The sequence below is a fragment of the Pseudomonas sp. GW821-FHT01C01 genome (assembly GCF_059422645.1).
Map to the genome: position 1 here is coordinate 221634 of NZ_JBWKXF010000003.1, position 26174 is coordinate 247807.

General features: G+C 60.9%; 28 protein-coding genes. 13 read left to right on the plus strand and 15 right to left on the minus strand.

Going from position 1 to position 26174, the window contains the following annotated elements:
- Positions 1-4 precede the first annotated feature (4 nt).
- A complete protein-coding gene (serS, locus tag AC07XF_RS03600; RefSeq protein ID WP_495025424.1) occupies positions 5-1285 on the plus strand; it encodes a serine--tRNA ligase in 1281 nt (426 codons plus the stop codon).
- Positions 1286-2680, plus strand: coding sequence for a siroheme synthase CysG (cysG, locus tag AC07XF_RS03605; protein WP_495025425.1), 1395 nt, complete (start codon positions 1286-1288; stop codon positions 2678-2680).
- 117 nt (positions 2681-2797) lie between these two features.
- On the opposite strand, the gene AC07XF_RS03610 is transcribed toward cysG, so the two are convergent.
- From AC07XF_RS03610 to AC07XF_RS03645, 8 genes are all read right to left on the minus strand, one after another.
- Positions 2798-3799, minus strand: a complete 1002-nt coding sequence (locus AC07XF_RS03610) for a glutathione S-transferase family protein (RefSeq protein ID WP_495025426.1) — start codon at positions 3797-3799, stop codon at positions 2798-2800.
- 91 nt (positions 3800-3890) lie between these two features.
- Positions 3891-4892 carry a glycosyl transferase family protein gene (locus tag AC07XF_RS03615; protein ID WP_495025427.1) on the minus strand — a complete coding sequence of 334 codons (1002 nt, stop codon included), beginning with the start codon at positions 4890-4892 and terminating at the stop codon, positions 3891-3893.
- Positions 4889-5224 (minus strand): TusE/DsrC/DsvC family sulfur relay protein, encoded by a 336-nt coding sequence (locus AC07XF_RS03620; RefSeq protein ID WP_046037873.1) that lies wholly within the window; start codon positions 5222-5224, stop codon positions 4889-4891. The genes AC07XF_RS03615 and AC07XF_RS03620 overlap by 4 nt, the downstream gene beginning before the upstream one ends.
- The gene (tusB, locus tag AC07XF_RS03625; RefSeq protein ID WP_495025428.1) at positions 5221-5523 is read right to left on the minus strand and encodes a sulfurtransferase complex subunit TusB; all 303 of its coding nucleotides are present in this window, start codon (positions 5521-5523) and stop codon (positions 5221-5223) included. The genes AC07XF_RS03620 and tusB overlap by 4 nt, the downstream gene beginning before the upstream one ends.
- Positions 5523-5885: a sulfurtransferase complex subunit TusC gene (gene tusC, locus AC07XF_RS03630; protein ID WP_495025429.1), complete on the minus strand. Its 363-nt coding sequence runs from the start codon at positions 5883-5885 to the stop codon at positions 5523-5525. The genes tusB and tusC overlap by 1 nt, the downstream gene beginning before the upstream one ends.
- Position 5886: 1 nt before the next feature.
- On the minus strand, positions 5887-6279 hold the full coding sequence (gene tusD / locus AC07XF_RS03635; protein WP_008000825.1) for a sulfurtransferase complex subunit TusD: 393 nt from the start codon (positions 6277-6279) through the stop codon (positions 5887-5889).
- 207 nt (positions 6280-6486) lie between these two features.
- The gene (locus tag AC07XF_RS03640) at positions 6487-6816 is read right to left on the minus strand and encodes a DUF6388 family protein (RefSeq protein ID WP_495025430.1); all 330 of its coding nucleotides are present in this window, start codon (positions 6814-6816) and stop codon (positions 6487-6489) included.
- 20 nt (positions 6817-6836) lie between these two features.
- A complete protein-coding gene (locus AC07XF_RS03645) occupies positions 6837-7085 on the minus strand; it encodes a hypothetical protein (RefSeq protein WP_495025431.1) in 249 nt (82 codons plus the stop codon).
- A 148-nt stretch (positions 7086-7233) separates the two neighbouring features.
- Between AC07XF_RS03645 and AC07XF_RS03650 the strand changes: the two genes are divergently transcribed.
- Positions 7234-7584: a hypothetical protein gene (locus AC07XF_RS03650; RefSeq protein WP_495025432.1), complete on the plus strand. Its 351-nt coding sequence runs from the start codon at positions 7234-7236 to the stop codon at positions 7582-7584.
- A gap of 130 nt (positions 7585-7714) precedes the next feature.
- Here the strand turns inward: AC07XF_RS03650 and AC07XF_RS03655 are convergent, their stop codons facing one another.
- Entirely contained in the window at positions 7715-8140 is a 426-nt protein-coding gene (locus AC07XF_RS03655; protein ID WP_495025433.1) for a GNAT family N-acetyltransferase, read from the minus strand.
- Positions 8141-8307: 167 nt separating this feature from the next.
- Between AC07XF_RS03655 and AC07XF_RS03660 the strand changes: the two genes are divergently transcribed.
- Positions 8308-8898 carry an NUDIX domain-containing protein gene (locus tag AC07XF_RS03660; RefSeq protein ID WP_495025434.1) on the plus strand — a complete coding sequence of 197 codons (591 nt, stop codon included), beginning with the start codon at positions 8308-8310 and terminating at the stop codon, positions 8896-8898.
- 129 nt (positions 8899-9027) lie between these two features.
- On the opposite strand, the gene AC07XF_RS03665 is transcribed toward AC07XF_RS03660, so the two are convergent.
- Positions 9028-9558 carry a methylated-DNA--[protein]-cysteine S-methyltransferase gene (locus AC07XF_RS03665; protein ID WP_495025435.1) on the minus strand — a complete coding sequence of 177 codons (531 nt, stop codon included), beginning with the start codon at positions 9556-9558 and terminating at the stop codon, positions 9028-9030.
- Positions 9559-9694: 136 nt separating this feature from the next.
- On the opposite strand from AC07XF_RS03665, the gene ggt reads away from it, so the two are divergent.
- Entirely contained in the window at positions 9695-11422 is a 1728-nt protein-coding gene (gene ggt / locus AC07XF_RS03670; protein ID WP_495025436.1) for a gamma-glutamyltransferase, read from the plus strand.
- Between the two features lie 69 nt (positions 11423-11491).
- On the plus strand, positions 11492-12025 hold the full coding sequence (locus AC07XF_RS03675) for a cysteine hydrolase family protein (protein WP_495025437.1): 534 nt from the start codon (positions 11492-11494) through the stop codon (positions 12023-12025).
- A 125-nt stretch (positions 12026-12150) separates the two neighbouring features.
- Here AC07XF_RS03675 and AC07XF_RS03680 read toward each other — a convergent pair whose 3' ends face one another.
- Positions 12151-12792: a TetR/AcrR family transcriptional regulator gene (locus AC07XF_RS03680; RefSeq protein WP_495025438.1), complete on the minus strand. Its 642-nt coding sequence runs from the start codon at positions 12790-12792 to the stop codon at positions 12151-12153.
- Positions 12793-12881: 89 nt separating this feature from the next.
- Complete coding sequence (locus AC07XF_RS03685; RefSeq protein WP_495025439.1) at positions 12882-13784, minus strand: LysR family transcriptional regulator; 903 nt, start codon at positions 13782-13784, stop codon at positions 12882-12884.
- A gap of 199 nt (positions 13785-13983) precedes the next feature.
- On the opposite strand from AC07XF_RS03685, the gene AC07XF_RS03690 reads away from it, so the two are divergent.
- The 7 genes from AC07XF_RS03690 to AC07XF_RS03720 all read left to right on the plus strand — a co-directional run bounded on the left by AC07XF_RS03690 (position 13984) and on the right by AC07XF_RS03720 (position 23473).
- Positions 13984-15483 carry a purine-cytosine permease family protein gene (locus tag AC07XF_RS03690; protein ID WP_495025440.1) on the plus strand — a complete coding sequence of 500 codons (1500 nt, stop codon included), beginning with the start codon at positions 13984-13986 and terminating at the stop codon, positions 15481-15483.
- Entirely contained in the window at positions 15480-16322 is an 843-nt protein-coding gene (locus tag AC07XF_RS03695; protein WP_495025441.1) for a nitrilase family protein, read from the plus strand. The genes AC07XF_RS03690 and AC07XF_RS03695 overlap by 4 nt, the downstream gene beginning before the upstream one ends.
- An 87-nt stretch (positions 16323-16409) precedes the next feature.
- Entirely contained in the window at positions 16410-17432 is a 1023-nt protein-coding gene (locus AC07XF_RS03700; RefSeq protein WP_495025442.1) for a helix-turn-helix transcriptional regulator, read from the plus strand.
- 147 nt (positions 17433-17579) lie between these two features.
- On the plus strand, positions 17580-19430 hold the full coding sequence (locus AC07XF_RS03705; protein ID WP_495025443.1) for an amidohydrolase: 1851 nt from the start codon (positions 17580-17582) through the stop codon (positions 19428-19430).
- An 18-nt stretch (positions 19431-19448) separates the two neighbouring features.
- Entirely contained in the window at positions 19449-21188 is a 1740-nt protein-coding gene (locus tag AC07XF_RS03710; protein WP_495025444.1) for an amidohydrolase, read from the plus strand.
- A 109-nt stretch (positions 21189-21297) separates the two neighbouring features.
- A complete protein-coding gene (locus AC07XF_RS03715; protein ID WP_495025445.1) occupies positions 21298-22038 on the plus strand; it encodes a TorF family putative porin in 741 nt (246 codons plus the stop codon).
- A gap of 46 nt (positions 22039-22084) precedes the next feature.
- Positions 22085-23473 carry a purine-cytosine permease family protein gene (locus tag AC07XF_RS03720; protein ID WP_495025446.1) on the plus strand — a complete coding sequence of 463 codons (1389 nt, stop codon included), beginning with the start codon at positions 22085-22087 and terminating at the stop codon, positions 23471-23473.
- Between the two features lie 106 nt (positions 23474-23579).
- Here the strand turns inward: AC07XF_RS03720 and AC07XF_RS03725 are convergent, their stop codons facing one another.
- Genes AC07XF_RS03725 through lipA form a run of 3 tightly spaced genes read right to left on the minus strand, consistent with a single transcriptional unit; the run spans position 23580 to position 26073 of the window.
- On the minus strand, positions 23580-24296 hold the full coding sequence (locus AC07XF_RS03725) for a L,D-transpeptidase family protein (RefSeq protein ID WP_495025447.1): 717 nt from the start codon (positions 24294-24296) through the stop codon (positions 23580-23582).
- Positions 24293-25051, minus strand: a complete 759-nt coding sequence (locus AC07XF_RS03730) for a M15 family metallopeptidase (RefSeq protein WP_495025448.1) — start codon at positions 25049-25051, stop codon at positions 24293-24295. Before AC07XF_RS03730 ends, AC07XF_RS03725 begins: the two co-directional genes overlap by 4 nt.
- A gap of 32 nt (positions 25052-25083) precedes the next feature.
- Positions 25084-26073, minus strand: a complete 990-nt coding sequence (gene lipA / locus AC07XF_RS03735; protein WP_495025449.1) for a lipoyl synthase — start codon at positions 26071-26073, stop codon at positions 25084-25086.
- Between the last annotated feature and the right edge of the window lie 101 nt (positions 26074-26174).

The following is a 26174-nucleotide window of genomic DNA, read 5'->3' on the forward strand; positions in this document are numbered from 1 at the left end:
CGACATGCTCGATTCCAAACTGTTACGTAGCAACCTTCAGGACGTAGCGGACCGCCTGGCATCCCGTGGCTTTGTGCTGGATGTTGCGCGCATCGAAGCGCTGGAAGAACAGCGCAAGACCGTCCAGACCCGCACCGAAGCGCTGCAGGCTGAACGTAATGCGCGCTCCAAATCCATCGGTCAGGCCAAGCAGCGCGGCGAAGACATCGCGCCGCTGATGGCGGACGTCGAGCGCATGGCGGGCGAATTGAGCGCCGGTAAAGTCGAACTCGACGCGATCCAGACCGAACTGGACTCGATCCTGCTCGGTATCCCCAACTTGCCGCATGAATCGGTACCGGTGGGCGACGACGAAGACGGCAACGTCGAAGTGCGCCGTTGGGGCACCCCGACTGCCTTCGACTTCCCGGTTCAGGACCACGTGGCACTGGGCGAAAAGTTCGGGTGGCTGGACTTCGAAACTGCCGCCAAGCTGTCCGGCGCCCGTTTCGCCTTGCTGCGCGGCCCGATCGCTCGCCTGCATCGCGCCCTGGCGCAGTTCATGATCAACCTGCACGTCACCGAGCACGGCTATGAAGAGGCCTACACGCCTTACCTGGTCCAGGCCCCGGCGCTGCAAGGCACCGGCCAACTGCCGAAGTTCGAAGAAGACCTGTTCAAGATCTCGCGCGAAGGCGAGGCCGACCTGTACCTGATCCCGACCGCCGAAGTGTCGCTGACCAACATTGTCGCTGGCGAAATCGTCGACTCGAAACTGCTGCCGATCAAGTTCGTCGCCCACACACCGTGCTTCCGCAGTGAAGCCGGCGCATCGGGTCGTGATACCCGCGGCATGATCCGCCAGCACCAGTTCGACAAGGTCGAGATGGTGCAGATCGTCGAGCCGTCGAAGTCGATGGAAGCGCTGGAAGGCCTGACCGCCAACGCCGAGAAAGTCCTGCAACTGCTGGAACTGCCTTATCGCACCCTGGCGCTGTGCACCGGCGACATGGGCTTCAGCGCGGTCAAGACCTACGACCTGGAAGTGTGGATCCCGAGCCAGGACAAGTACCGCGAGATTTCGTCGTGCTCCAACTGCGGCGACTTCCAGGCCCGTCGCATGCAAGCGCGTTTCCGCAACCCTGAAACCGGCAAGCCGGAACTGGTGCACACCCTGAACGGCTCCGGCCTGGCGGTGGGTCGTACCCTGGTGGCGGTGCTGGAGAACTATCAGCAGGCCGACGGTTCGATCCGTGTGCCGCAAGTTCTCAAGCCGTACATGGGTGGCCTTGAGGTCATTGGCTAAATGAACTATCTGCCGCTGTTCCACAACCTTCGCGGCAGTCGTGTGTTGGTCGTCGGTGGGGGGGAAATTGCCTTGCGCAAATCCCGCCTGCTGGCCGATGCCGGTGCGCTGCTGCGGGTGGTTGCACCTGAAATCGAAGCGCAATTGCGCGAACTGGTTGCCGGCAGCGGTGGCGAGTGCCTGTTACGTGGTTATGCCGAGGCGGATCTGGACGGTTGCGGGTTGATCATTGCCGCCACCGACGACGAGGCGCTGAACGCACAAGTCTCCGCCTATGCCCATCGGCGTTGCGTACCGGTCAACGTGGTGGATGCGCCAGCCCTGTGCAGCGTGATCTTCCCGGCCATCGTCGACCGTTCCCCTCTGATCATCGCGGTGTCCAGCGGCGGCGATGCGCCGGTGCTGGCGCGTTTGATCCGCGCCAGGATCGAAACCTGGATTCCTTCCACCTTCGGTCAGCTGGCCGGACTGGCGGCGCGTTTTCGACATCAGGTCAAAGGCCTGTTTCCGGATGTGCAGCAGCGTCGAGCATTTTGGGAAGATGTTTTCCAGGGCCCGATTGCCGATCGGCAACTGGCCGGGCAGGGCGGTGAAGCCGAGCGGTTGTTGCAAGCGAAGATCGATGGCGAAGCGCCGGTTGCAACCGGCGAAGTCTATCTGGTGGGCGCAGGGCCGGGTGATCCCGACCTGCTGACGTTCAAGGCATTGCGTCTGATGCAGCAAGCCGACGTGGTGCTGTATGACCGTCTGGTAGCGCCGGCGATTCTCGAGCTGTGCCGTCGCGATGCCGAGCGGGTTTACGTCGGCAAGCGCCGTGCCGATCACGCGGTGCCGCAGGATCAGATCAACCAGCAATTGGTGGATCTGGCCAAACAGGGCAAGCGTGTGGTGCGATTGAAGGGCGGTGATCCGTTCATCTTCGGTCGTGGCGGTGAAGAGATCGAAGAGCTGGCGGCTAATGGCATCCCGTTCCAGGTCGTGCCGGGGATCACGGCGGCCAGTGGTTGCGCGGCCTATGCCGGGATTCCGCTGACCCATCGCGATTACGCGCAATCGGTACGCTTTGTCACCGGGCACCTGAAGGACGGCTCAACCGATTTGCCGTGGGCCGATCTGGTCGCGCCGGCACAAACCCTGGTGTTCTACATGGGTTTGGTGGGCTTGCCGGTCATCTGCGAGCAGTTGATCAAGCACGGTCGCGGCGCTGATACCCCGGCGGCGTTGATCCAGCAGGGCACCACGGTCAATCAGCGTGTGTTCACCGGCACCCTGGCGGACCTGCCTCGGCTGGTGGCGGAGCATGAAGTGCATGCGCCGACATTGGTGATCGTCGGTGAAGTGGTGCAACTGCGCGAGAAACTGGCGTGGTTTGAAGGGGCTCAGGGGCAGGTCTGAAGACCGAGTTGCCCCCATTCGCGAGCAAGCCCGCTCCCACATTGGATTCGTGAACGACACAAATCCAATGTGGGAGCGGGCTTGCTCGCGAAGAGGCCCTCAAAGCCAGTGCGAAGCTCAGGCCTTGCGCCAAACCCCTTTCCCGCTCAACCGCTCCCGATCATGGGGCGCGATGAAGTCCTGTGCCGGGCCTTTCGGCACGACACCTGTCGGGTTGATGGTGCGGTGGCTGGCGTAGTAGTGGTTCTTGATGTGGGTGAAATCCACCGTCTCGGCAATCCCCGGCCACTGATAAATCTCGCGCAGCCAGTTCGACAGGTTCGGATAATCGGCGATCCGCCGCAGATTGCACTTGAAGTGCCCGTAATACACCGCATCGAAGCGAACCAGCGTGGTGAACAGACGGATGTCCGCTTCGGTCAGGTACTCGCCAGCCAGGTAACGGTTGGCGCCGAGCAGCAGCTCAAGTCGATCCAGTTCGGCAAACACATCGTCGAAGGCTTCTTCATAAGCCTGCTGCGACGTGGCAAACCCGGCGCGATATACGCCGTTGTTCACCGCCGGGTAGATCCGCTCGTTCAGCGCATCAATTTCACCCTGTAGTGGCGCCGGGTAGAAGTCCAGGTCATTGCCGGTCAGATCATCGAAGGCACCATTGAACATGCGGATGATTTCCGATGATTCATTGTTGACGATGCGCTTTTGCTGTTTGTCCCACAGCACCGGTACGGTGACGCGGCCGGTGTAGTCGGCGGCATCGGCGGTGTAGCGCTGGTGCATGAAGTCGAAATGATCGAGCTTGTCGCCGGTCGAGCCCAGGTGCTGGTCGAAGGTCCAGCCGTTTTCCAGCATCAACCAACTGACCACCGAGACGTCGATCAGGTTTTCGAGGCCTTTGAGTTTGCGCAGGATCAGCGTGCGATGAGCCCACGGACAGGCCAGGGACACGTACAGATGATAGCGCACGGGTTCGGCCGCAAATCCACCGACGCCGGTCGGCCCCGGTTTGCCATCAGCGGTCAGCCAGTGGCGGCGTTGCGCCTGTTCACGCTGGAACGCGCCGTCTTTGCTGCTTTCGTACCACTTGTCCTGCCAGCGGCCATCGACTAATAAACCCATGTTCAAGACTCCCGAAACCCATAAGCGTTGCAGTTGAGTCTATTCCGATGAGTTCGAACAAAAAGCGCAAAGATCGGGCGTGAATGATCGGTTAAATCGATTTGTCCCGCGCAGCCCAGTATTTTTCAGCGGTTTCGAAGGCCTGTTCGCGGCTCTGGCCGAGGCCGCGCAGGGCCAGGGCCATGGTCGAGATCAGGGCCATTTGCGGATAGCTGTCGATCACGTCGCCACGCCATACGGCTTTGAGGTGCTCCGGATCGAGGCTGGCCGGTTTGACATGGCGCTGGCTCGACAGCTGCGGCCATTCCTCATCCCAACTAACACCGCCGGTGGTGCCATACAGGTGGCTGTCGGCGTCCGGGTTGATCTCGATCTCGCCGCCATCGCCCTTGATCACGATGGCGGTATCACCGAGCAATCCGCTGGCGTCGCGGTGCACGGCCTGATAGCCGGGGTGGAAAATGCTCTGCAGGCCGCAGCGCGCGCCCAGCGGATTGAGAATGCGCGTCAGCGAGTGGATCGGCGACCGCAGGCCGAGGGTATTGCGCAGGTCGATCATCCGTTGCAGTTGTGGCGCCCAGTCAACCAGCGGCATGAACGCCAGTCCGTCGTTATCCAGCGCCGAACTCACCTGTTGCCAGTTACGGCACAGCGCAATGTTCAACTCGCCCAACAGTTGCTCGGTGTACAACCGGCCAGCCGTGTGGGCACCGCCGCCATGCATGAAAATCCGCAAGCCATTTTGCGCCAGACACTTGGCCGCCAGCAGAAACCACGGCAGATGACGCTTCTTGCCGGCATACGTCGGCCAGTCCAGATCCACCGCCAGTGCCGGCGGATTCAGGCGCTCACGCAAGGCTTCGGTGAACCCGGCCATTTCCTCCGCGCTTTCTTCCTTGTGCCGCAACAGCATCAGGAACGCCCCGAGTTGGGTTTCCTCGACCTTTTCATCGAACACCATGCCCATGGCCTCGCGGGCTTCGACCCGGGTCAGATCGCGGGCGCCGCGCTTGCCTTTGCCGAGGATCCGCACGAACTGGGCGAACGGATGCTCGGCGGGCGTTTCGAGGGTCAGTGCAGGATAGTCAGTCATAAGCAATTCGTCGGTTTGGGCAGGCCCGCCAGTTTCGCGGCGAGTTTGGCGGGCGTGCCTTTGAACAGGCGGTTCAGGTGCAGGCTGTTGCCTTTTTCCGGGCCGAGTTTCAATGCGGTGTATTTGATCAGCGGACGGGTGGCCGGTGACAGCTGGAATTCGGCGTAGAAACTGCGCAGCAGTTCGAGGACCTCCCAGTGTTCGGGTGTCAACTCGATGTCTTCGGCCGCCGCCAGGGCACTGGCTACATCGGCAGACCAGTCACTCAGTTCGACCAGGAAACCGTCCTTGTCCAGCTCGATGGCGCGGGCGCCAACCGTCAATGCATTCATAGCCAACTGTTGACCTTGTCGTAGTGAATCGACAGTTCGACGAAGGCCGGGTAATCGATGGCCCGGGCCCAGTCTGGAACCGCAAGCGCACGGGCCTGGGCATCTTCGGCCAGGACGAACAGTTTCAGACCGCGCTCGCTGCGTTCACTGAGCGCAGTGAACGGCGCGGTGCCCGGTTGCAACGCATAGGCCGCATCACCGGACAACAGCAACCCATCGTTGGCGCCGATCACGCGCAGGCAACTGGTCAGGCGTTCGTCGCCGAACGGGGAGTGAGACAACACATGCAAAGTCGACATCAGAGGGTGATCACCTGGTCGTAACGGTCAATGAGGGCGGTGATTTCGTGGGCGGCCAACACATGGGCTTCTTCCAGCGACAGGCCGCTCGGGTCAAGGCCGCGTTGGGTGATGCTGTCGCCACAGGCAAACAGTTCCTCGACACCGAACATCGGCAGGGCTTGCAGGTTGGCGCTCAGGTCTTTCTGTTGCAAGGCCTTGGCGTTCTGACTGGCGGCGAGCTGGAACACGCCGTCATCGAGAAACAACAGGCCAATCGGCAGATCGAAGGCGCCGCCGGCCAGCACGATATCCAGCGCTTCCCGCGCGCCTGGGCCGGACCATGGCGACTGACGGCTGATGATCAACAAGGACTTGGCCATGTCATGCGCCTCCGAAACAGATCAGGCGGTCGGCATCCTGCGCCGCATCGTGCAATTGGCCGAGGCCGGACAATTCCCACGGCGCGCCGACGGCTACAGCCTCGCGCTGATAACGCTTGGCTTCTTCTTCATTCAAGACACCACGACGCAGGGCGGCGGCGATGCACACCACGCCATCAAGTTGATGGTCGCTGACGAATGTGCGCCATTGCTTGGGCAAGTCCAGTTCATCCTGGGGTGTGACCACGCTGCCGGATGCGTTGTAGACGCCATCCTGGTAGAAAAACAGCCGGACAATCTCATGCCCGCCGGCCAGCGCCGCCTGGGCGAACAGCAAGGCGCGGCGCGAGGAGGGCGCATGGGCGGCGGAAAACACGGCGATGGCGAACTTCATGACGGACTCGATCAGCGAAACTGCGGCCATGATAATGCTTTATCGGCGGGGCGGCTAAAACGATGTTGCCTGTTCTGGCCTCTTCGCGAGCAAGCCCGCTCCCACATTCGACCGGGTTCTATCTCAAGAGCGCGGTTTAATGTGGGAGCGGGCTTGCTCGCGAAGGCGGACTGACAGACAACACCAATGCCTGTTCTTGAGCAAACCCTATGGTTCTATCCCATACAAGTCGCAATACTCCAGCCAATCCATCCCGGCCATCTCCGCCACCTCCCGGTGCACTTCACGGCGCTGGGTTTCATAGTCCTGCGGCGTGGCGGCCGTCAGTTGCAAGGTCAGTTCCCAGGCAAACAGGCCAAGGCGTTCGGCTTCGGCCTCAAAAGCTTCATGCAGGCGTTCGTCGCGGTATTGCGCCGGGGTTTCGCCTTTCGCTTGTGCGAGCAGCGGGTTGAGGTTGTCGAGGTCGTGGCGCAACTCGGGGCGTTCGTCGAGAAACCGCTTCAGTGCCTGTTCATGTTGCTGCTCGGTTGCCGCCATGGTCGCTCCTTGAATGGGGATTACGAAGACTGCTTCTTGCTGGCCTTGGCTGCTGCTGCCAGGCATTCGAGGGCAAACTGTTCGGAGTAGGTCATCTGGATCGGCGTGGTTTCGCCTTTGACGGTTCTTTCACCGTTGAGGATGTAGCGAATCCGCTTGTCGGTGACGCCGATTCGCTTGGCAATCCAGGAAGGCGTCTGACCGATCTGGCTGATCAGCTTGTCGGCATATTCAGCGGTCGGTTTGTAAAACTCGGCATTGGGTGTCATCAGAATTCCAGTTAAAAGCGCGATGCGGCGGTATTGGCGCGACAGGGTGCGCGAATCGTTGCGCGGTGTCGCGGTATAAATGCAGTAAAGCAGAACGATACGGGCTGCCGGGGTGATAAAGTCCGCTTTTTTCTGATGAGTGAATGCAATGCGAATTGTGATGGTGGCGCTGGCCGTGACGTTGCTGGCGGGATGCGCGGGCTCGGCAATGAACGATGCCCGCACCAAGGCCCCGTACAAGACCCTGAACTCGGAAAAACCGGTAAAAGACGTTGCTCAGTGCGTGCAGTTTTCCTGGCAGGACGAGGCTGTTTTCGGTGTCGATGCCGCGGCGTATTTGCAGGCCGGCGAGAAGGGCGGCACTACGGTTTACACGCGTTCGGCAGAGTCTTTCGTCGACGTGACCAACGATGCCTCGGGAACGGTTTTGAGCTATTACGCGCAGAAGGACGATTTTGTGGCCAAGCGCCGGTTGGCGGCGTTGGCGACTTGTCTGTGATCTGATAACAGACGCAAGTCCCTTGTGGGAGCGGGCTTGCTCGCGAAAGCGGTCCTTCAGTCAATATTGATGTCGACTGATCCACCGCTTTCGCGAGCAAGCCCGCTCCCACATTGGTTTTGGGTGTTGATCAGTCATTCAGGCGCTTCTGGAAGAAGAAGTGCTTGTGGCCCGGCGGATAGTCGGCAATGTGCCCGATCTCGCTGTAGCCGCATTTTTTGTAGAACTCCGGTGCCTGGAATTCAAAGGTGTCGAGCCACAGCCCGACACATTGCCGCTCCCGCGCGAGGTCCTCGGCCATCTGCATCAGCTTCGAACCCATGCCTTGTCCCCGCGCCTGGTCGGGCACCACCAACAAATCGATGTACAGCCACTGGTAAAACAAACGGCCATGCAGGCCGCCGATGATCTCGTCGTTATCGTCGCGAATCAGCAAGGCGATATGTTCAGGCACGTGACCTTCGGCCTTCGAGGCGTTATAGGCACGCAACGGCTTGAGGATCGCCTGGCGTTGTTCTTCCGTGGGGTTTTGCGACAGTTCGATACGCAAGTTCATGGCTATATCCATATGGCATTGAAACCGCAGCCTATCCCGGTTGCAGCGATTGTTCCATCCCCGGAAAAGTTGAACCGCCGCCAACGCGCAGCTTGTTTGAAAGGGGCAAGCGCTGTTCGTTTTCACTTAACATGTGCCCCCTCAGACAAATAACAGGACGCGTTGTCATGTCGAACACGGCCGAGCGGGTCAACATCCTTGAGTCTCAGGTGTTGTCCAACGACTGGTACCTGCTCAGGAGAATCACCTTCGATTACCGCCGCAACAACGGCGAGTGGCAACGCCAGACGCGAGAGGTCTACGACCGTGGCAACGGCGCGGCGATTCTCTTGTACAACCGCGAAAAGAGAACAGTGGTACTGACCCGGCAATTTCGCCTGCCGGTGTTCGTCAATGGCCACGATGGCCTGTTGATCGAAGTGGCGGCGGGGCTGCTGGAAGGCGCGGCACCGGAAGACCGCATCCGCGAGGAGGCGGAGGAAGAGACGGGTTACCGCGTGCACCATGTGCAGAAGGTGTTCGAGGCGTACATGAGCCCCGGTTCGGTGACGGAAAAATTGCACTTCTTCATCGCTGAATACGATGCGACCTCGAAAGTCAGCGACGGTGGTGGGCTGGAGGCGGAAACCGAGGAACTGGAAGTGCTGGAATGGCGTTTCGACGACGCGCTCGAAGCGTTTTACCGTGGTGAGATCTGCGACGCCAAGACCATCATGCTGTTGCAGTATGCGGCGATGAAGAATCTCTTCGCCCGCTAACGTATGTGCTTGCTGTGGCGAGCGAGCTTGCTCGCGTTGGGCTGCGCAGCTGCCCCAGAACTCTTGAAGTTGCCGGAGTACTTTGCCAGTGCTGCGCACTGGAGCGGGAGCAAGCTCCCTCGCCACAAATTATTCATCGTTTAGTAGAAACAAATCATCCATGCGACTGGCGCCAGACCACTCGCAACCTTCAAGTGTGAGCAACAGCTCCTTCGCCTCAAGCCCTCCGGCAAACCCGGTCAACTTGCCCGATGCGCCAATCACCCGGTGACACGGCGCCACGATCGATATCGGGTTCTTGCCATTCGCCGCACCCACTGCCCTGACTGCCGCCGGGTTGCCGATCTGCTCGGCGATCTGGCTGTAGCTGCGGGTCTCACCGAACGGGATAGTCAGCAGCGCCGCCCAGACCTTCTTCTGAAATTCCGTACCGGCAAAATCCAGTTCCAGTTCGAAGCGATCGCGGGTGCCGGAAAAATATTCTCCCAGCTGCGCAGCCGTGCGCACCAGGATCGGGTTATCCGGCGCTTCGCTCATCGGTCCGAGGCGCACCCGACCGGGTTTGTCGTTTTCCCAGAGGATGGCCGCCAGTCGTGAACCGTTCGCGACCAGCTTCAACTCGCCCACGGGCGAAGCCATGGTAATGCAGGTGTAGGTCATGCCGGGGCTCGCGGGAAATGGCTGAACAGGCGTCAAGGATACTGTCTCGACGGGGAGGCGCAATACGTAATCCCGACCATACTTGGCTACGGCTTTTGAAGCGTTTTCCTACGTAATAACAAGAAGAGACCGACTCATGAAGTATGAACCTTTTGCCAAATCGCTGATTGCGACCTCATTGGCACTCAGCTGTCTGACTGCTCACGCCGCCTCCGTGGCCCCGGCTACCGGGGAAAACGGCATGGTGGTCACTGCCCAGCACCTGGCCAGCCATGTGGGCGTGGATGTGCTCAAGAATGGTGGCAACGCCGTGGATGCGGCGGTCGCGGTCGGTTATGCGCTGGCGGTGGTGTATCCCGCGGCAGGTAACCTCGGCGGCGGCGGTTTCATGACCATTCAGTTGGCGGACGGGCGCAAGACCTTCCTCGACTTCCGTGAAAAAGCCCCGCTGGCCGCTACCGCCAACATGTACCTGGACAAGGAGGGCAACGTCGTTCCCGATTTGAGTACCCGTGGTCACCTGGCCGTGGGTGTACCGGGCACCGTTTCGGGCATGGAGCTGGCGCTGTCCAAGTACGGCACCAAGCCGCGCAAGGAAATCATCGCCCCGGCCATCAAGCTTGCTGAAGAGGGTTTTGAACTGGAGCAGGGTGACGTCGATCTGCTGGACTACGCCACCGACATGTTCAAGAAGGACATGAAGGATTCCGGCTCGATCTTCCTCAGCAAGGGCGAGCCGATGCAGGTCGGCCAGAAGCTGGTGCAAAAGGACCTGAGCAAAACCCTGCGGGAAATCTCCGAGAAAGGCGCCGACGGGTTCTATAAGGGCTGGGTAGCCGACGCCATCGTCACCTCCAGCCAGGCCAACAAGGGCATCATCACCCAGGCCGATCTCGACAAATACAAGACCCGCGAACTGGCGCCCATCGAGTGCGACTACCGTGGCTATCACGTGGTTTCCGCACCGCCACCGAGCTCCGGCGGCGTGGTGATCTGCGAGATCATGAACATTCTCGAAGGCTATCCGATGAAGGATCTGGGCTATCACTCGGCCCAGGGCATGCACTATCAGATCGAAGCGATGCGCCACGCCTATGTGGACCGCAACAGCTACCTCGGCGATCCGGATTTCGTGAAAAACCCGATCGCTCATCTGCTGGATAAAAACTACGCGACCAAACTTCGCGAAGCGATCAAACCACAAAAAGCCGCGGTATCCAGTGAACTCAAGCCAGGCGTAGCGCCCCATGAAGGCAACAACACCACGCATTACTCCATCGTCGACAAATGGGGCAACGCGGTGTCGGTGACCTACACCCTCAACGACTGGTTCGGTGCCGGCGTGATGGCGAGCAAGACCGGGGTCATCCTCAACGATGAAATGGACGACTTCACCTCGAAAATCGGCGTGCCGAACATGTACGGCCTGGTGCAGGGCGAGGCGAACGCCATCGCGCCCGGCAAGGCGCCGCTGTCGTCCATGAGCCCGACCATTGTCACCAAGGACGGCAAAGTGGTGATGGTGGTCGGCACTCCGGGTGGCAGCCGTATCATCACCGCGACCTTGCTGACCATGCTCAACGTCATCGACTACGGCATGAACATCCAGGAAGCGGTGGATGCACCGCGTTTCCACCAGCAGTGGCTGCCGGAGGAAACCAACCTGGAAGCCTTCACCACCAGCCCGGACACGGTGAAGATCCTCGAAAGCTGGGGCCACAAGTTCGCCGGTCCCCAGGATGCCAACCACCTGGCGGCGATCCTCGTCGGCGCGCCGTCCCTGGGTGGCAAACCGGTAGGCAAGAACCGTTTCTACGGGGCGAACGACCCACGGCGTAACACCGGGTTGTCGCTGGGTTATTGAAGGTTGTGTCCGGAAGGGGGCGGACTTATGTTCGTCCCCTGATCCCTCGACGTATCAAGGAAGGAAATCATGACCACCGCGTTGCTAATCATCGACGTCCAGCAGGCTTTGTGTTCCGGTGAGTATGAATGCTTCAAGATTGGACGGGTCATCGACACCATCAATGACCTGTCTGCCCGGGCGCGCAAGGCCGGCGTGACCGTAGTGCTGATCCAGCACGAAGAAGCGGGCAGCCCGCTGGCGCATGAGACTGCCGGCTGGCAACTGGCCGCAGGGCTGGAAACCTCGCCCAAGGATCATCGCGTGCGCAAGACCACACAGGATTCGTTCTACCAGACCAATCTGCAAAAACTGTTGCCGGTGCAAGACTTCGAACGCCTGGTTATCTGCGGCCTGCAAACCGATTACTGCATCAATGCCACCGTGCGCCAGGCCCTGACACTGGGCTACGACGTGGTGCTGGCGAGCGATGCACATTCCACCGTCGACAACGGCAACCTCAGCGCCGAAGACATCATTGCCGAGCACAACAAGGACCTGAAGCGCCTGACCGGTTCCGTGGCGCGGATCGATGTGATACCGGCCAAGGACATCCATTTCTGAAACCACCGCATTTTCCTGTGGGAGCGGGCTTGCTCGCGAAGGCGTCATTAAAGCCAGCATCGGAGTTGACTGACCCGCCGCCTTCGCGAGCAAGCCCGCTCCCACATGAATCGCGTCACGTTCACTCAAGTCGCAAACATCAAAACCCTTTCCTCCCGCACCGCGGCCGGCACCACGCCGCCCAGTACCAGTCGGGTGATGGTGGCCGCGGCGTTGTCGTAATCCTCGTCCTGCGGCGTCTCGCGCCCCGTGATATGCGCCATCTGCCAGCCCAGATTGGTGTAGGTCCGGGTCGCTGACCAGATAAACAACATCAAGTGCTGCGGGTCGACCGGCGCGATCAAGCCCCGATCAATCCAGCTGCGCAGGCATTCGACATTGCGCTGGGCCTCGGCATACAGCAGGTCGCGGCATTCTGCGGGCAACTGCTTGCCCCCCAACAGCAACTCGCCGCTGAACACCTTGGCAATGTACGGATGTTCCCGGGCTATGCGGATGCGGGCGGTGATGTAGGCCTGCAACCCCGACACCGGGTCGTCGCTCTCGCGCAGGACGGCAGATGCTTCCAGCAACGGCTGGACGAAGCCGAGCAGGACCTGCGCGTAGAGGTTCTCCTTGGTCTGGAAGTAGTAATACAGGTTGGCTTTTGGCACCCCGGCACGCAACGCGATGTCGCGGGTTTGCGTGCCGTCGAAACCTTTGGCGGCGAATTCGGCGCTGGCGGCTTCCAGAATGAGGTGCAGATTGTGCTGGCGGATACGGCTCATGGGGGTATCTGGGAAAAATAAGCTTCGCAATATACAAAACTATATAGCGATTGAGCCAGCGTTGAGCGCAGTGCGCGGCGACGACTTCTCTACATCGGTCCGAAAATCTCGATCAACTCGTTCAGGAACGCACTCACCAGATCCCGCTGCCGCGACGAATGCCGCACCGCCGCATGAAAGCTGACCTCATAGCGCAGCAGGTCCGGGTTCAGCGGGTGCAATTGCCCCAGCTGTTCATGACGGGTCGCGTAATGCTGCGGCAGAAACCCCAAATGCTGGCCGGACAGAATCAACAGGGCTGCGCCGTCCATGCTGTCGGTGAGCACGGTCAGGCGTTCGATTGATGTGGGGGCCGGCATTTCCGGCAGCGGATGGCTCGGCCAGACCCAGTCAAAGCCGCTGACATCTTCGCGGGTCAGTGCACCGACTTGCCCGAACAGCGGATGCGAGGGCGCGCAGTAGGCAATCTGGGTTTCCGGGAACAAGGGGAAATAATCGATGCTGGGCAAGCGATGCCAGAAGTAGCCGATGGCCAGGTCGATATGGCCATTGATGATTTTTTCTTCCAGCAGGGACGACGACAGTTCAGTGAAGTGGAAGTACAACCCCTCGTGCCGAGCCCGCAAACGGGCAATGGCCAGGCCGATTTTCTTGTTCGCCACCGGATCGATTTGCCCCAGCAGGCCGATGTTGATGCTGCCCGAGACTTTGCGGTTGATGTGCTGCACCTCGACCCGAAAACCCTCGGCCGCCGCCAGCAAACGCCGGGCCGCCTCGATGAACTGAGTGCCTTTGGGCGTTACGGAAAACCCGCCGCGCCCGCGCTCGCACAGGCGGAAACCGACCCTGGCTTCCAGCGTCGCCAACTGCGCGCTGATGGTGGGCTGCGTGGTGTTGAGGGCGGTTTGTGCCGCCGAGATGCCGCCAGCCTCGACGACGGTCAGAAATACCCGGATCAGACGCAGATCCAGCTCCGTAACAGTTCCCAGCATGGGGGCTCCCGATTCTCACTTACATAGGTGCTGATCTATGTGAACAGTGTGCCTGCGATATTTTATTGCCGGAACTCACGCCCTACATTGCCGTGAAACCAGCGTCATCGTCAGCTTTTTATGGAGTTTTACCGGATCTGGAGGTCGTGGCGAGCGCTGTACCCACAAAAACAACAATCAACAGCATAGGAACAATCGTATGTCAGGTTCCCCAGTGTCTGCGCACGTCGCCGAGACGAGCGGCGGATTGGCCATCGAAGGCCACTCGATCGATTACATTCCGGAAAACGAACGCCACGCCAAACTCAGCAGTCAGGGGCCTTTCTGGTTCCTGGGCAATTTCCATTTCTTCACCATCTCCATCGGTTTTGTCGGCCCGAGCCTCGGATTGTCGGCATTGTGGACCATGCTCGCCGGTGCCCTGGGCATCATGTTCGGCACCATTTTCATGGCGTTCCACGGCTCCCAGGGCCCGGAAATGGGCCTGCCGCAAATGATCCAGTCCCGCGCCCAGTTCGGTTATCGCGGGGTGATCCTGGCCTTGATGGCGACGATGTTTGTGTTCGTCGGCTTCAACGTGGTGAACATCTCGTTGATCATGAATGGTCTGGAGCACGTGTTTGGCATCGACCCGACCATCGTCGCCGTCGCCGTGGTGCTGATCGGGGCGCTGTTGTCGATCTACGGCCACGACCTGATGCACAAGGCCTTCAAGTGGGCCTTGCTGGCGACCTTGCCGCTGTACGCACTGGTGACCATCGCCCTGATGTTCGGTGCGGGTCAGGAGGGCGTCACGCCGGCGACCGATCTGGGCTTCAACTGGGTGGCCTTCGCTACGCTGTTCGCCATCGGTGCCAGCTACAACATTTCCTATGCGCCTTACGTGTCCGACTATTCCCGTTACCTGCCGAAAAACACCAGCCGGGCGAAACTGATCGCCGCGGTGTTCATCGGCGCTTCGTTGTCGGGCAGCTGGATGATCGGCCTCGGTGCCTGGCTGGCGCAGCAATTGAAAGCGGCGGATGCGCTGGTTGCGTTGAATCAGGTCGGCTCCTCGATGGTGCCGGGGCTGGGTAATCTGCTGGTGGTCGTCTCGGTGGCGGGTTTCCTGCCGATCATCGCGCTCAACACCTACAGCGCCATGCTGACGTTGCTGACCGGCGTCGACTCGGTCAGGAAAATCACCCCGACACCCCGCGCCCGTGTACTGTCGATCAGCGTGATCAGCGTCATTCTGTTGACCTGCGTGCTGTCGATCAAAGGAGACGGCATCGCTCTGTTGAACACCTTCCTCGTGTTGTTGCTGTACTTCCTGGTGCCGTGGACGGCGGTCAACCTGGTGGACTACTTCTTCGTGCGCAAGGGCCGCTATGCGATCCCGCATTTCTTCACGCCAAAGGGCATCTACGGCGCCTGGCAATTTCGCGGCATCGTCTCGTACCTGATCGGCTTCGCTGCGATGGTGCCGTTCTTCTACATCTTCGATGCCGCCGCCGGCAAAGAGGTTTTCGTCGGCCCGCTGGCACGGGTGCTGGAAGGCGTGGACATCGCCTGGCTGGTGGGCCTGGTGGTCTCGGGGCTGACCTATTACCTGCTCAGTCGCTCGATTGATCTGGCCGCCGAGCGCCGGGTGATCGACGCGCTGAGCGAAAGCGACATCGTCGCCATGACCCATTCATCTGCGGAGGCAGGGCGTTGAACAGCGTAAAAAATATCGTGGTCGCCTGCTGCCAATTGGCACCGAAAATTGGCGATCTGGCTTATAACCGCACGCTCACCGAACGCGCGATTCGTCAGGCGGCGTACCAGGGCGCGCAAATCGTAGTGCTGCCTGAGTTGGTGCAGAGCGGCTATCTGTTTGCCGACCGCGACGAAGCGCTGTCCCTGGCGGAACCCGTTGACGGTCCGACCTTGCAACTGTGGCAGTCCCTGGCCCGTGAGCTGAATCTCGTGGTGGTGGGCGGATTCTGCGAACGCCTGGCCAATGACGCACTGGCTAACAGCGCCGCGATGATCGACGCCAATGGGCTGCGCGCGGTGTACCGCAAGGCGCATTTATGGGATGCCGAGAAGGACGTCTTCACGGCGGGCGATGCTCCACCGCCAGTGGTGGAAACGGTCCATGGACGGCTCGGCATGCTGATTTGCTACGACCTGGAATTCCCTGAATGGGTGCGTCTTCCGGCGCTGGCCGGGGCCGACCTGCTCTGTGCGCCGGTCAATTGGCCCGACGGTCCGCGACCGCCCACCGAGCGCCCGGCTGAAGTGCTGCGGGTGCAGGCCAATGCGTCGGTGAACCGGATGTTCATTGCCGCGTGTGACCGCTATGGTCATGAACGCGGCGTCGGCTGGGTACAGGGCTCGGTTATCGTCGATGCTGACGGTTACCCCTTGGCCGGGCCGGCGGAGCAGGGCGGTGAGCAAATCCTGCTGGCGACGCTGAACCTCGCCGAAGCGCGCAACAAGCGCATTAGCGCCCGCAACGACCTGCATCAGGACCGCCGGCCACAGCTGTACGGGTTGCACAGCACTTTGTAACCGATGATGTCATTGCGTGCTGGACGCCCGTCAGGGGCCTATGGCATCGTCGAAACGAAAGGCCATGCAGTGAACGGGATCGCAATGATGGGGGAGGGAAATAAAGTCGACGGTGACGCAACGATGGTCACGCTCAAGGCGTTCAATCATTGCGTACTGCACCTTGGCCGGCTGGCGCGGGAGAGCGGGGCGTCGCGATTCATCGCCGATGGCCTGCAGGCATTCGGTCAACTGGTGCCCTTCGCCTCTGCCTGGTGGGGCGAAATGTCTGCGCCAGGTCCTGATGTGCCCATGCAAAGCTGGATGCATGGCAGCATCAATCTTCCTGAATCCTTTGCCTGCGAATGGCATCCGGTGGCGGCCAACGATCAGTTCTCCTACGCCACGCTCAATCGTCCCGGTGAGGTGGTGTGCGACAAGGGTTTCAACGACCCTTGCGAGGCAGTCAATGATTTCGCCCGGCGCTTCGATCTCTATCACTTGATGAGCATCACCTACGAATTGCCCGAAAGCGGCCTGATGTTTTTCGTCTGCCTCTACCGTGGTCAGGATGAACAGGCGTTCGAGGAGAACGAAGCCGAGCTGTTTTTGGCGTTCTGCGATCACCTGTTCCAGCTGTGGCGGTTTCAAGTGCAGGACATGATTCGCTTCGACAGCGAAAACGGCGCGAGTGATTTTGGCATCGCGCGTATGGACGGCAGTCTGCTCTATGTGGGGGCCAGGTTGTGTGTTGCCATCCAGCGCGAACTGCCCGGCTGGAGCGGTTCCACGCTGCCACCTGAGGTGATCGCGCAATTGTCCAAAGCCCCCTGCGTGATCCGCCTGGGCCGCTGTGCCCTGACCCTCAGCCCCAACGCCGAACACGTCATCCTGTCCCTCGATGCGCCATCGGGCGGAGATGGCCTGGCGCCACGGGAACGTACCGCAGCGATGCTGTTCGCCGCCGGCCATTCCTACAAAGAGATCGCCAAACTCCTCGCCCTGAGCCCCGCGACCGTGCGCACCTATTTGCGTAACTGTTACTTGCAGCTCGGTGTGAAAAGCAAGGTGGAGCTGGGCTCCGCTCTGCGTTCGCCGGGCACTCTGGCGGAGTCCGTGCGCCGGGATTAACCCCAGCCGTTTCAACTATTTGCCTGACCCCTCCTCATTTGCAGAGGTCCATTCGAGCGCTGCGCCCTATAGGGTATGCCCTGTCTATCAAGGGCTTGTGCAGTTGCTTCGGGCCGCTTCAAAACAATAAGAACAGGGGTGAGGCATTTGAGACTTTCCAGGTTGTTCATCGCCGTTGCATCGACAACGGCGTTTTCCTGCGTGGCGTTGGGTGCGACGCCCGCTGACATGGTCATGCGCAATGGCTACGTCTACACCGTCGATGGCCAGGATTCCGTGCAGCAAGCCATTGCCATATCGGGCGGCAAGATCGTCTATGTCGGCAGCGATGCCGGGGTCGACGGCTACATCGGCAAGCAAACACAGCAGATCGACCTGGCCGGGCGCATGCTGATGCCGGGCTTCGTCGATGCGCACATGCACCCGGGAGACGGCGGTCGCGCCATGACGCTGTGCGATCTGAAATACCAGACCATGACCCGCGCGCAGTTTCAGGCGAGCATCCAGGCCTGCCTCGATGCCGACAAGGACAAGGGCCCGGATGTCTGGCTGGAAGTCGGCAGCTGGGATCGCATGGGCATGACCGGGCTTGACGGCGACGCCGACAAATCGACCCTGGACGCGCTCAAGACCAAACGGCCGATTCAGGTCCGCTCCACCGATTTTCATACCGTGCTGGCCAATTCCCGTGGCCTGGAAATGGCCGGCATCAACCAGCAGACCAAGGACCCCGAAGATGGCAAATACCGGCGCGACAGTGCCGGCAATCCTAATGGTATCTGCGAAGACGGCGCCGCCGAGTCGATGGCCGCCGTGGTGCCGCCCGCCACCGACGCGGAAAAACTCACGCAGATCCGCGCGGCCCTCGACGCCATGCGCCAACAGGGCATCACCAGCTTCTTCGATGCCCTGTCGGGACCGGAAAGCGGCAAGGCCTTCACCCGTCTGCAAAAATCCGGCGAACTGACTGCCCGGGCCTTGCTGGCGATCAAGCTGGACCCGGCCGCCGCTGCCGCCGATCCGGTCAAAACCATCGCCGAGGCCAAGGCCCTGGCCAACATCTACGACCAGGGCGAAGTGCATGTCGCGCCGGGCGTGAACATGCGCCACGTCAAACTGTTCATGGACGGCATCATCAATGCCCCGGCGGACACCGGGGCCATGTTGACCCCGTACCTGCACAACAGCGGCACTGACAAGGCGCCGAAGTGGACACCGGGCAAAAACCTGGGCGAACTGTACTTCCCGCCGCAGGTGCTCAATCCGTTGTTGCTGGAGGCGGTCAAGGCCGGGTTCGATCCGCACCTGCATGCCACCGGCGAGCGCGCGGTGCGGGATGCACTGGACAGCGTTGCCTACGTGCGCGAGCAACTGCCGGGCAATCATTTCCGCCCGGCCATCGCGCACGCCGAGTCGGTCGACCCTGCCGACTACCCACGCTTCAAGGCACTGGACGTCACGGCCACCATGTCGTTCCAGTGGGCGCAGCAGGCGCCGTCCACGGTCGATGGCACCAGCGATCACCTCGGAGCCGAGCGATTCGAGCGCATGGAACCCTCGGGCAGCATCGCCCATGCTGGCGGTCGTGTGGCGTTTGGCAGCGACTGGCCGGTCGATCCCCTCGATGAGTTCCTGGCGCTGAAAGTCGGTGTCACCCGCTCCGGCGACCCCACCAATCCGCACAGCTACGGACCGAAGTATGCCGGGCGACTCAATGCCGATCCGGCCATGTCGCGAGCTGAAGTGCTGCGCAGCATCACCCTCAATGCCGCCGAACAGCTGAAGCTGGACGCGGTGGTGGGCTCGGTCGAAGTCGGCAAGTTCGCTGACCTGATCGTGCTGGACAAGAACTTCATGCAGGTACCCGAGGAGGAGTTGGGTCGCAACGACGTGCTGCTGACGCTGGTCGGCGGCAAAGTCGTGTGGGCCAAGGCGCCGTTCCTCGGGCTGGCTCCACAGGTCGCTTCCCAAGTCGTCACTTCCCGATCCGTCCAATAAAAACTAGAGAGCGTTCCGATGCGATTCATTCCAAACCTGTTGGCCGCCGCGCTGGCGTTGTCCTCGGTGCAAGCGATGGCCGCCGCCGACCTGGTGTTGTTCAACGGCAAGGTCTTTACCGCCGAGCCCGGCCAGGCGCTGGTGCAAGCGGTGGCGGTACAAGACGGCAAGATCCTCAAGGTCGGCAGCGATGCCGAAATCAATGCCCTGGCCGATGCCGGGACCCAGCGCATCGACCTGGCGGGCAAGGTGTTGATGCCAGGCATGATTGACACCCATAGCCACCCGGTCGTGGGCGCATTCGACAGCATGAAGGCCAACCTGCTGGATGAAGTCAAACCCTTGCCGGAACTGGAGCAATGGTTGATCGAAGAGGACAAGGCCGGCCGTGCCAGGGCCGGTGATGTGATCAGCGTCGCCGGGGTCAGTTCGGCCTATTGGGAGAAAAGCCGTGAACTCGGCAAAGTGTTCAATCAGGGACGCTGGGCTGATCAGCCCATCGTCTTCAGCGGCATTGATGGTCACACCGGTTGGGCCAACAACGCGATGCTCAAGCGCCTGAACATCGATGCGGCGCTGGTCAAAAGCCTGCCGGAAAAAGAACGCGGTTATATCGGGCATGAACAGGATTTCACACCTAACGGTTACTTTGCCGAATCCCGTTGGGACGTGGTGCGCAGCGGGATTCCCGCGCCCAGCCCGGAAACCATGCTCAAGGCCGCTCGCGAGGCGGTGAGGGTCAACAATCAATACGGCATCACCGCATGGATGGACGCTGCGGCGAACGGCGGCAGTGAGGATTCGCTGTTCGATTTCAAGGCGACCACGGAAAGTGTCGGTGTGCTGCCGCTGTACAAGGCGCTGGCGCAGAACGGCGAACTCAGCGCCCACGTCGCCGCGTTGATGGTCACCAACCCGAAGAGCAAACCTGCCGATCTGGAAGTGATCGCCACGGTGATGAAGCAGTTCGAAGGCGTTCCCAACCTGACGTTCCCCGGCATCAAGGTGTTCACCGACGGCATTCTCGAATTTCCGGGGCAGACCGCCGCGGTCATCGTGCCGTTCAAGAACAGCCACAAGAATGGTCAGCTACTGATCGACCCGGCGCACTTTGGTGAGCTGGTGGTGGCGGCGGAAAAACGTGGCTGGATCGTGCACATGCACGCGGTCGGCGACCGCGCGGTGCGTGAGTCGCTCAATGGCGTAGCCTATGCGCGCAAGCTCAATCCGACGCCGGTGCCGCACAGCATCGCTCACTTGCAACTGGTCAATCCCAAGGAGTTTGCACGCTTCAAGCAACTGGGGGTGATCGCCTCCATGCAACTGCTGTGGGCCACCGGCGAGACCTACACCGTCGAACTGGTCAAACCCTACATCAGCGCTTTTGCCTACGGTTACCAGTATCCCGCCCGGTCGCTGCATGACGCAGGCGCGGTGATTGCCGGTGGCAGCGACTGGCCGGTGTCCAGCCCCAATCCGTTCAACGCCATTGCCCAGGCCAGCACGCGCAAAGGGCCGCTGGGTGTGCTCAATGCCAAGGAGAGCATCGACCGCCAGACCATGTTCTACGCCTACACCCTCAACGCCGCCAAAACCCTGCGCCTGGAGCAGCAGATCGGTTCGCTGGCACCGGGCAAGCAGGCTGACCTGATCATCCTCGACCGCGATGTGTTCAAGGTCAGCGATGACGACCTGTTCGAAACCAAAGTCCTGAACACCTTCTTCGCCGGCAAGCAGGTCTACGCGCCCGCGTCCTGACCTGCGTTCAACCGCACTGCCTGAAAACTGCCAGGCCCCTCGCATTGCGACGGGCCTGGCAGCGCCGTGGCTGAAATTCCCCGTACCCCCATAAAAACAAGAGAAGCGCATGAACGTACTTTCAGCTTTGACCCTCGCCGCACTGGCATTGGCGCCTTTGACCAGCCAGGCCCTGGCCCTCAACGATGACTTCAGCCTGGACATGACCCTGGGCGTCGTCAGCGACTACCGTAGCCGCGGCATCTCGCAAACCCTGGGCGATCCAGCGGCCCAGGCCGGCGCAACATTGCTGCACAGCAGCGGCTTGTACATTGGCGCCTGGACCTCCAACGTGGATTTCGGTGGCGGCTTCGATACCCGGCAGGAACTTGAGTACTACGCCGGTTACTACTGGCAGGCGACGGACGCGATCAGCCTCGATCTGGGCTACATCAAGTACGACTACCCGAAAAATTCCGAATTCAACCTGAGCGAGGTCTACGCCATTCTCGACGTGTATGGCGTGAAGTTGGGTGCCTATTACTCGAAGGACACACCGAATGTTTTCGGCGAAGACCAGGACACGCTCTACACCTATCTGGGCTATAAAATCGCACTGCCGGCCGAAGTCGGCCTGGAGCTACGCGTGGGGCGCAACGATGTGAAAGACCCGGCCTTCTGGTCCGCCAATGGCGACAACCGCGAGGCCTACTACGAGTGGGAAGCCAAGCTGACCCGCGACTTCGTCGGCGTGACCTGGGGCCTGAGTTATGTCGACACCGACCTGACGAAAAGCGAGTGCAGTGGCTGGTATGGCTATGACGATCTGTGCTCGGCCACGGTGGTGGCGAGCGCCACCAAGACCTTCTAAGTTCTATCCCTGATAACAAAAACAGTTCCTCAAAGGAAACACCGTCATGAGTGTGCAACGAAGTCCCCTGATCGAAACCCGCTCGATCGATTTCATTCCCGAGGCTGAGCGTCACGGCAGTCTCTATAGCCAATTCACCCTGTGGCTTGGCGCCAACCTGCAGATCACCGCCATCGTCACCGGCGCCCTGGCCGTGGTGCTGGGCGGCGATGTGTTCTGGTCGCTGATCGGCTTGCTGATCGGTCAGCTATTCGGCGGTGCCGTGGTGGCGCTGCACGCGGCGCAAGGTCCGAAGCTCGGCTTACCGCAGATGATCTCCAGCCGAGTGCAGTTCGGGGTGTATGGCGCGGCGATCCCGATTGTTCTGGTGTGCCTGATGTACCTCGGTTTCAGTGCCACCGGCGCGGTGCTGTCGGGGCAGGCGATTGCGCAATTGATCAGCGTCAGCGACAGCGCCGGAATCCTGATTTTCGCGGCGTGCATCGCGTTCCTGACGATCTTCGGTTATCGGGTGATTCACCTGGTCGGGCGGGTGGCCAGCGTGCTGGGCATCATCGCCTTCGCCTACCTGTTCACCCGGTTGATGACCCTCAACGACATCGGCCTGCTGCTCGACAATCGTCATTTTGGCTGGAGCACCTTCCTGCTGGCGGTGTCGCTCTCGGCATCCTGGCAAATCGCGTTCGGTCCTTATGTGGCGGATTATTCGCGTTACCTGCCGAGCAAGACTTCATCGTGGAAAACCTTTGCTGCCGTGGGCCTGGGCACGGTGCTCGGGGCTCAGGCTTCGATGGTGCTGGGGGTGTTCGCCGCCGCATTGGCCGGGGCGAATTTCCGTGGGCACGAAGTGGCGACCATTGTCGGTCTGGGCAGTACCGGGGTGATCGCGTCCCTGCTGTACCTGAGCATTGTGTTCGGCAAGGTCACGGTGTCCACCCTCAACGCCTACGGCAGTTTCATGTGCATCGCCACCATCATTACTGGCTTTCGTCGCCGCCTGGAAATCACCGCCCGCCAGCGCATGCTGTTTGTGCTGCTGATCGTCGCGGCATCCACCACGCTGGCGTTGCTGGGGCAGTACTCGTTCCTCAACTCGTTCAAGTACTTCATCCTGTTTTTGCTGACGTTCTTCACCCCGTGGAGCGCGATCAACCTGGTGGATTACTACTTCATCAACAAGGAACGTTACGACATCCCGGCACTGTCCGACCCGGCCGGGCGCTACGGTCGCTGGAACGTGCTGGGGATCAGCGTGTACGTGATTGGCGTGTTGATTCAGTTGCCGTTTGTCGACACCCATTTCTACTCCGGGCCGATGGTTGCGCAACTGGGCGGCGTGGATATTTCGTGGATCGTCGGGTTGCTGGTGCCGGGGGTGATTTATTACGCGCTGGCCAAGCCGTCGATGAGTGGCGTGGTGGTTGAACGGGGTTAACACCCGCATTTGTGGCGAGGGAGCTTGCTCCCGCTGGGGCGCGAAGCGGCCCTAAAAGATGGGACTGCTACGCAGTCCAGCGGGAGCAAGCTCCCTCGCCACAGGTTCAGCGTTTGGGCAGCTTCCAGCGCTCACGCAACTGTTCGTATTGTGCTTCGGGCAGTTGCACCAGTACCGGGGATTTTCCCGGGTCCAGCCAGTTGAATAACCGCGCGATATCCGCCGGGTCCATGGCAGTGCAGCCACGGGTTGGTGCGCTGGAACTGCGCCAGATGTGGAAGAAAATGCACGAGCCAGCGGCGGGAGTGGCCGGGTTGTTGTGCTGGATGAAAATGCCTTGGCGGTACAAGTCATCGCTGCGGCGCATGCGTTCGGAACTGGTCCAGTCCTTCGCAATCACCGCGCCGTCGACCAATTCGTTGTAGCGGGCCGATTGGCTGTCATCCACGCATTCGATAGTTGGCGTCAATGCCAGATAGGGCAGGCGGGTTTCGGCCGAAGGCTCGTAGCCAAACGCCGTGCCCAGCTTGAACATTCCGGCCGGGGCCTTGCCGTCGCCTTCCTGTTTTACCGGTCCTTCAGGTTGCCCGGTGTCGAGTAGCCCCTTGCCCCAGCCCATGCCATTTTTGCCGAGCACCACCGCAAACGGCGCTTCAAATTTTTCAAAGGTCTTGCCGTGCCGCTCATAGCGCTGAGCGGTGGCTTGAATGCCATCCCAGTCGTTGCTGGTGACCACGATCAGCTGATCGCTGCCGTCGAGCCCTTGGGCCATCGCCACCCATGGGAAAAACAGCAGCAACAGGGGCTTCAGCAAAAGGTTCATGGCGCCAACGGCGTAATGGGGAAGTCCATGACGTCCGGTTTCTGCGTATTCCCGCTGTACGTGAAGTGCCACCACTCAGCCGAATAACCGGTGAAACCTTCTTTTTCCATCGCGCTGTTGAGTCGCTGGCGATTGGCTTTGGCCGTGGCGTTGATCAGCGCCGAATCGGTGTGCGCACGCTCATCGAAGCAATCGAACCCGGTGCCCATGTCGAGCGCGCCGTCGTGCCAGCGCTGGCCGTAGGGCGCCGTGCAATCCACTGGATCGACGGATGGCGTCCAGGCATCGGCAGGCAGGGCGTCGGGGCCGGTCAGGGTCAGGTCGACGGTGTTGCCCCGGGAGTGATTGGACACCCGTGCCACGTAACCCAGGCGCCAGAAGTCCTGCTTGTCGACCCGTGGATAGAATTCGGTCTTGAGCGGGTCGCCGGGCTCATTGGCGAAGCGGCCCATGTCCGCCACTGCCCGCACAGGGCGATAACAGTCGAATACCTTCAAACCGTAACCCTCGGCTTTCAGCGCCGTTTGCACTCGGGCCAGGGCTTTGGCGGCGTCCACGGACAACAGGCACTCCGGCGCCTGATAACCGTCGAGCGGGTGTCCGGTGAAGTTGTGGGCGCTGGCGTAGCGGATGTCCTGCCCGATGCCCGGGTCGACCGCACGCAGATACACCATGTGCCCGGGTTTCGGTTCGTCGGCCATGCACGGCGTGGCAAGGCTCAGGCACAGCAACAACAGACAGGGTGAACGCGACATCGGGACGGCTCCATGCATGACCAGTCACCCCATCATGGCTTGAAACCGCCGGCACCTCCATGAAGTTGTTGATCGGCGTGATAGGACGAGCGCACCAGTGGTCCGGACGCGACGTTCTTGAAACCCATCCGTGCACCTTCCTCGGCGAACCAGGCAAAGGTGTCCGGGTGCACGAAGCGCTGCACCGGCAAGTGACTGCGGGAGGGTTGCAGATACTGGCCGAGGGTCAGCATGTCGATGTCGTGCTCGCGCATGCGCTGCATGACCTCGATGACTTCCTCGTCGGTTTCGCCCAGGCCCAGCATCAGCCCGGATTTGGTCGGTACGTGGGGCACCGCATGCTTGAATTTCTGCAGCAGGTCCAGCGACCACTCGAAGTCCGAACCCGGCCGCGCGGCCTTGTACAGGCGCGGTACGGTTTCCAGGTTGTGGTTGAACACATCCGGCGGCTCAGTGGCGGTGATCGCCAGGGCCACGTCCATGCGTCCGCGATAATCCGGCACCAGGGTTTCCAGCTGCACGCCGGGCGACAGCTTGCGGATCTCACGCAGGCAATCGACAAAGTGTTGGGCGCCGCCATCGCGCAAATCGTCGCGATCCACCGAGGTGATCACCACGTACTTCAGGCGCAGCTCGGCGATGGCCACGGCCAGGTTCATCGGTTCGTTGGTGTCCAGCGGCTTGGGCCGGCCATGGCCGACATCGCAGAACGGGCAGCGACGGGTGCAGATGTCGCCCATGATCATGAAGGTTGCGGTACCACCGGAAAAACACTCGCCGAGGTTGGGGCACGAGGCTTCTTCGCAGACGCTGTGCAGCTTGTGCTTGCGCAACAGCTGCTTGATCCGCTCGACTTCGGGAGAGATCGGCATACGCACGCGGATCCAGTCGGGTTTGCGCGGGAATTCATCCGTGGGAATGATCTTCACCGGAATCCGCGCGACCTTTTCCGCGCCACGCAGTTTGGTGCCGACCTCTACTTTGGCCGGGCTGTTGCCGGTCGATACGACAATGGCGTTCATGGTTTTTCCTTATGCAGCAGCCGCAGAACCTGTGGGAGCGGGCTTGCTCGCGAAGGCGGTGTGTCAGTCAACATCAACATTGACTGACACACCGCCTTCGC

What these genes read in the sequence shown, in the direction of transcription:
- serS (WP_495025424.1), top strand. Translation starts at nt 5, where the DNA reads ATGCTCGATTCCAAACTGTTACGTAGCAACCTTCAGGACGTAGCGGAC.
- cysG (WP_495025425.1), top strand. Translation starts at nt 1,286, where the DNA reads ATGAACTATCTGCCGCTGTTCCACAACCTTCGCGGCAGTCGTGTGTTG.
- AC07XF_RS03610 (WP_495025426.1), bottom strand. Translation starts at nt 3,799, where the DNA reads ATGGGTTTATTAGTCGATGGCCGCTGGCAGGACAAGTGGTACGAAAGC.
- AC07XF_RS03615 (WP_495025427.1), bottom strand. Translation starts at nt 4,892, where the DNA reads ATGACTGACTATCCTGCACTGACCCTCGAAACGCCCGCCGAGCATCCG.
- AC07XF_RS03620 (WP_046037873.1), bottom strand. Translation starts at nt 5,224, where the DNA reads ATGAATGCATTGACGGTTGGCGCCCGCGCCATCGAGCTGGACAAGGAC.
- tusB (WP_495025428.1), bottom strand. Translation starts at nt 5,523, where the DNA reads ATGTCGACTTTGCATGTGTTGTCTCACTCCCCGTTCGGCGACGAACGC.
- tusC (WP_495025429.1), bottom strand. Translation starts at nt 5,885, where the DNA reads ATGGCCAAGTCCTTGTTGATCATCAGCCGTCAGTCGCCATGGTCCGGC.
- tusD (WP_008000825.1), bottom strand. Translation starts at nt 6,279, where the DNA reads ATGAAGTTCGCCATCGCCGTGTTTTCCGCCGCCCATGCGCCCTCCTCG.
- AC07XF_RS03640 (WP_495025430.1), bottom strand. Translation starts at nt 6,816, where the DNA reads ATGGCGGCAACCGAGCAGCAACATGAACAGGCACTGAAGCGGTTTCTC.
- AC07XF_RS03645 (WP_495025431.1), bottom strand. Translation starts at nt 7,085, where the DNA reads ATGACACCCAATGCCGAGTTTTACAAACCGACCGCTGAATATGCCGAC.
- AC07XF_RS03650 (WP_495025432.1), top strand. Translation starts at nt 7,234, where the DNA reads ATGCGAATTGTGATGGTGGCGCTGGCCGTGACGTTGCTGGCGGGATGC.
- AC07XF_RS03655 (WP_495025433.1), bottom strand. Translation starts at nt 8,140, where the DNA reads ATGAACTTGCGTATCGAACTGTCGCAAAACCCCACGGAAGAACAACGC.
- AC07XF_RS03660 (WP_495025434.1), top strand. Translation starts at nt 8,308, where the DNA reads ATGTCGAACACGGCCGAGCGGGTCAACATCCTTGAGTCTCAGGTGTTG.
- AC07XF_RS03665 (WP_495025435.1), bottom strand. Translation starts at nt 9,558, where the DNA reads ATGACCTACACCTGCATTACCATGGCTTCGCCCGTGGGCGAGTTGAAG.
- ggt (WP_495025436.1), top strand. Translation starts at nt 9,695, where the DNA reads ATGAAGTATGAACCTTTTGCCAAATCGCTGATTGCGACCTCATTGGCA.
- AC07XF_RS03675 (WP_495025437.1), top strand. Translation starts at nt 11,492, where the DNA reads ATGACCACCGCGTTGCTAATCATCGACGTCCAGCAGGCTTTGTGTTCC.
- AC07XF_RS03680 (WP_495025438.1), bottom strand. Translation starts at nt 12,792, where the DNA reads ATGAGCCGTATCCGCCAGCACAATCTGCACCTCATTCTGGAAGCCGCC.
- AC07XF_RS03685 (WP_495025439.1), bottom strand. Translation starts at nt 13,784, where the DNA reads ATGCTGGGAACTGTTACGGAGCTGGATCTGCGTCTGATCCGGGTATTT.
- AC07XF_RS03690 (WP_495025440.1), top strand. Translation starts at nt 13,984, where the DNA reads ATGTCAGGTTCCCCAGTGTCTGCGCACGTCGCCGAGACGAGCGGCGGA.
- AC07XF_RS03700 (WP_495025442.1), top strand. Translation starts at nt 16,410, where the DNA reads ATGGGGGAGGGAAATAAAGTCGACGGTGACGCAACGATGGTCACGCTC.
- AC07XF_RS03710 (WP_495025444.1), top strand. Translation starts at nt 19,449, where the DNA reads ATGCGATTCATTCCAAACCTGTTGGCCGCCGCGCTGGCGTTGTCCTCG.
- AC07XF_RS03715 (WP_495025445.1), top strand. Translation starts at nt 21,298, where the DNA reads ATGAACGTACTTTCAGCTTTGACCCTCGCCGCACTGGCATTGGCGCCT.
- AC07XF_RS03720 (WP_495025446.1), top strand. Translation starts at nt 22,085, where the DNA reads ATGAGTGTGCAACGAAGTCCCCTGATCGAAACCCGCTCGATCGATTTC.
- AC07XF_RS03725 (WP_495025447.1), bottom strand. Translation starts at nt 24,296, where the DNA reads ATGAACCTTTTGCTGAAGCCCCTGTTGCTGCTGTTTTTCCCATGGGTG.
- AC07XF_RS03730 (WP_495025448.1), bottom strand. Translation starts at nt 25,051, where the DNA reads ATGTCGCGTTCACCCTGTCTGTTGTTGCTGTGCCTGAGCCTTGCCACG.
- lipA (WP_495025449.1), bottom strand. Translation starts at nt 26,073, where the DNA reads ATGAACGCCATTGTCGTATCGACCGGCAACAGCCCGGCCAAAGTAGAG.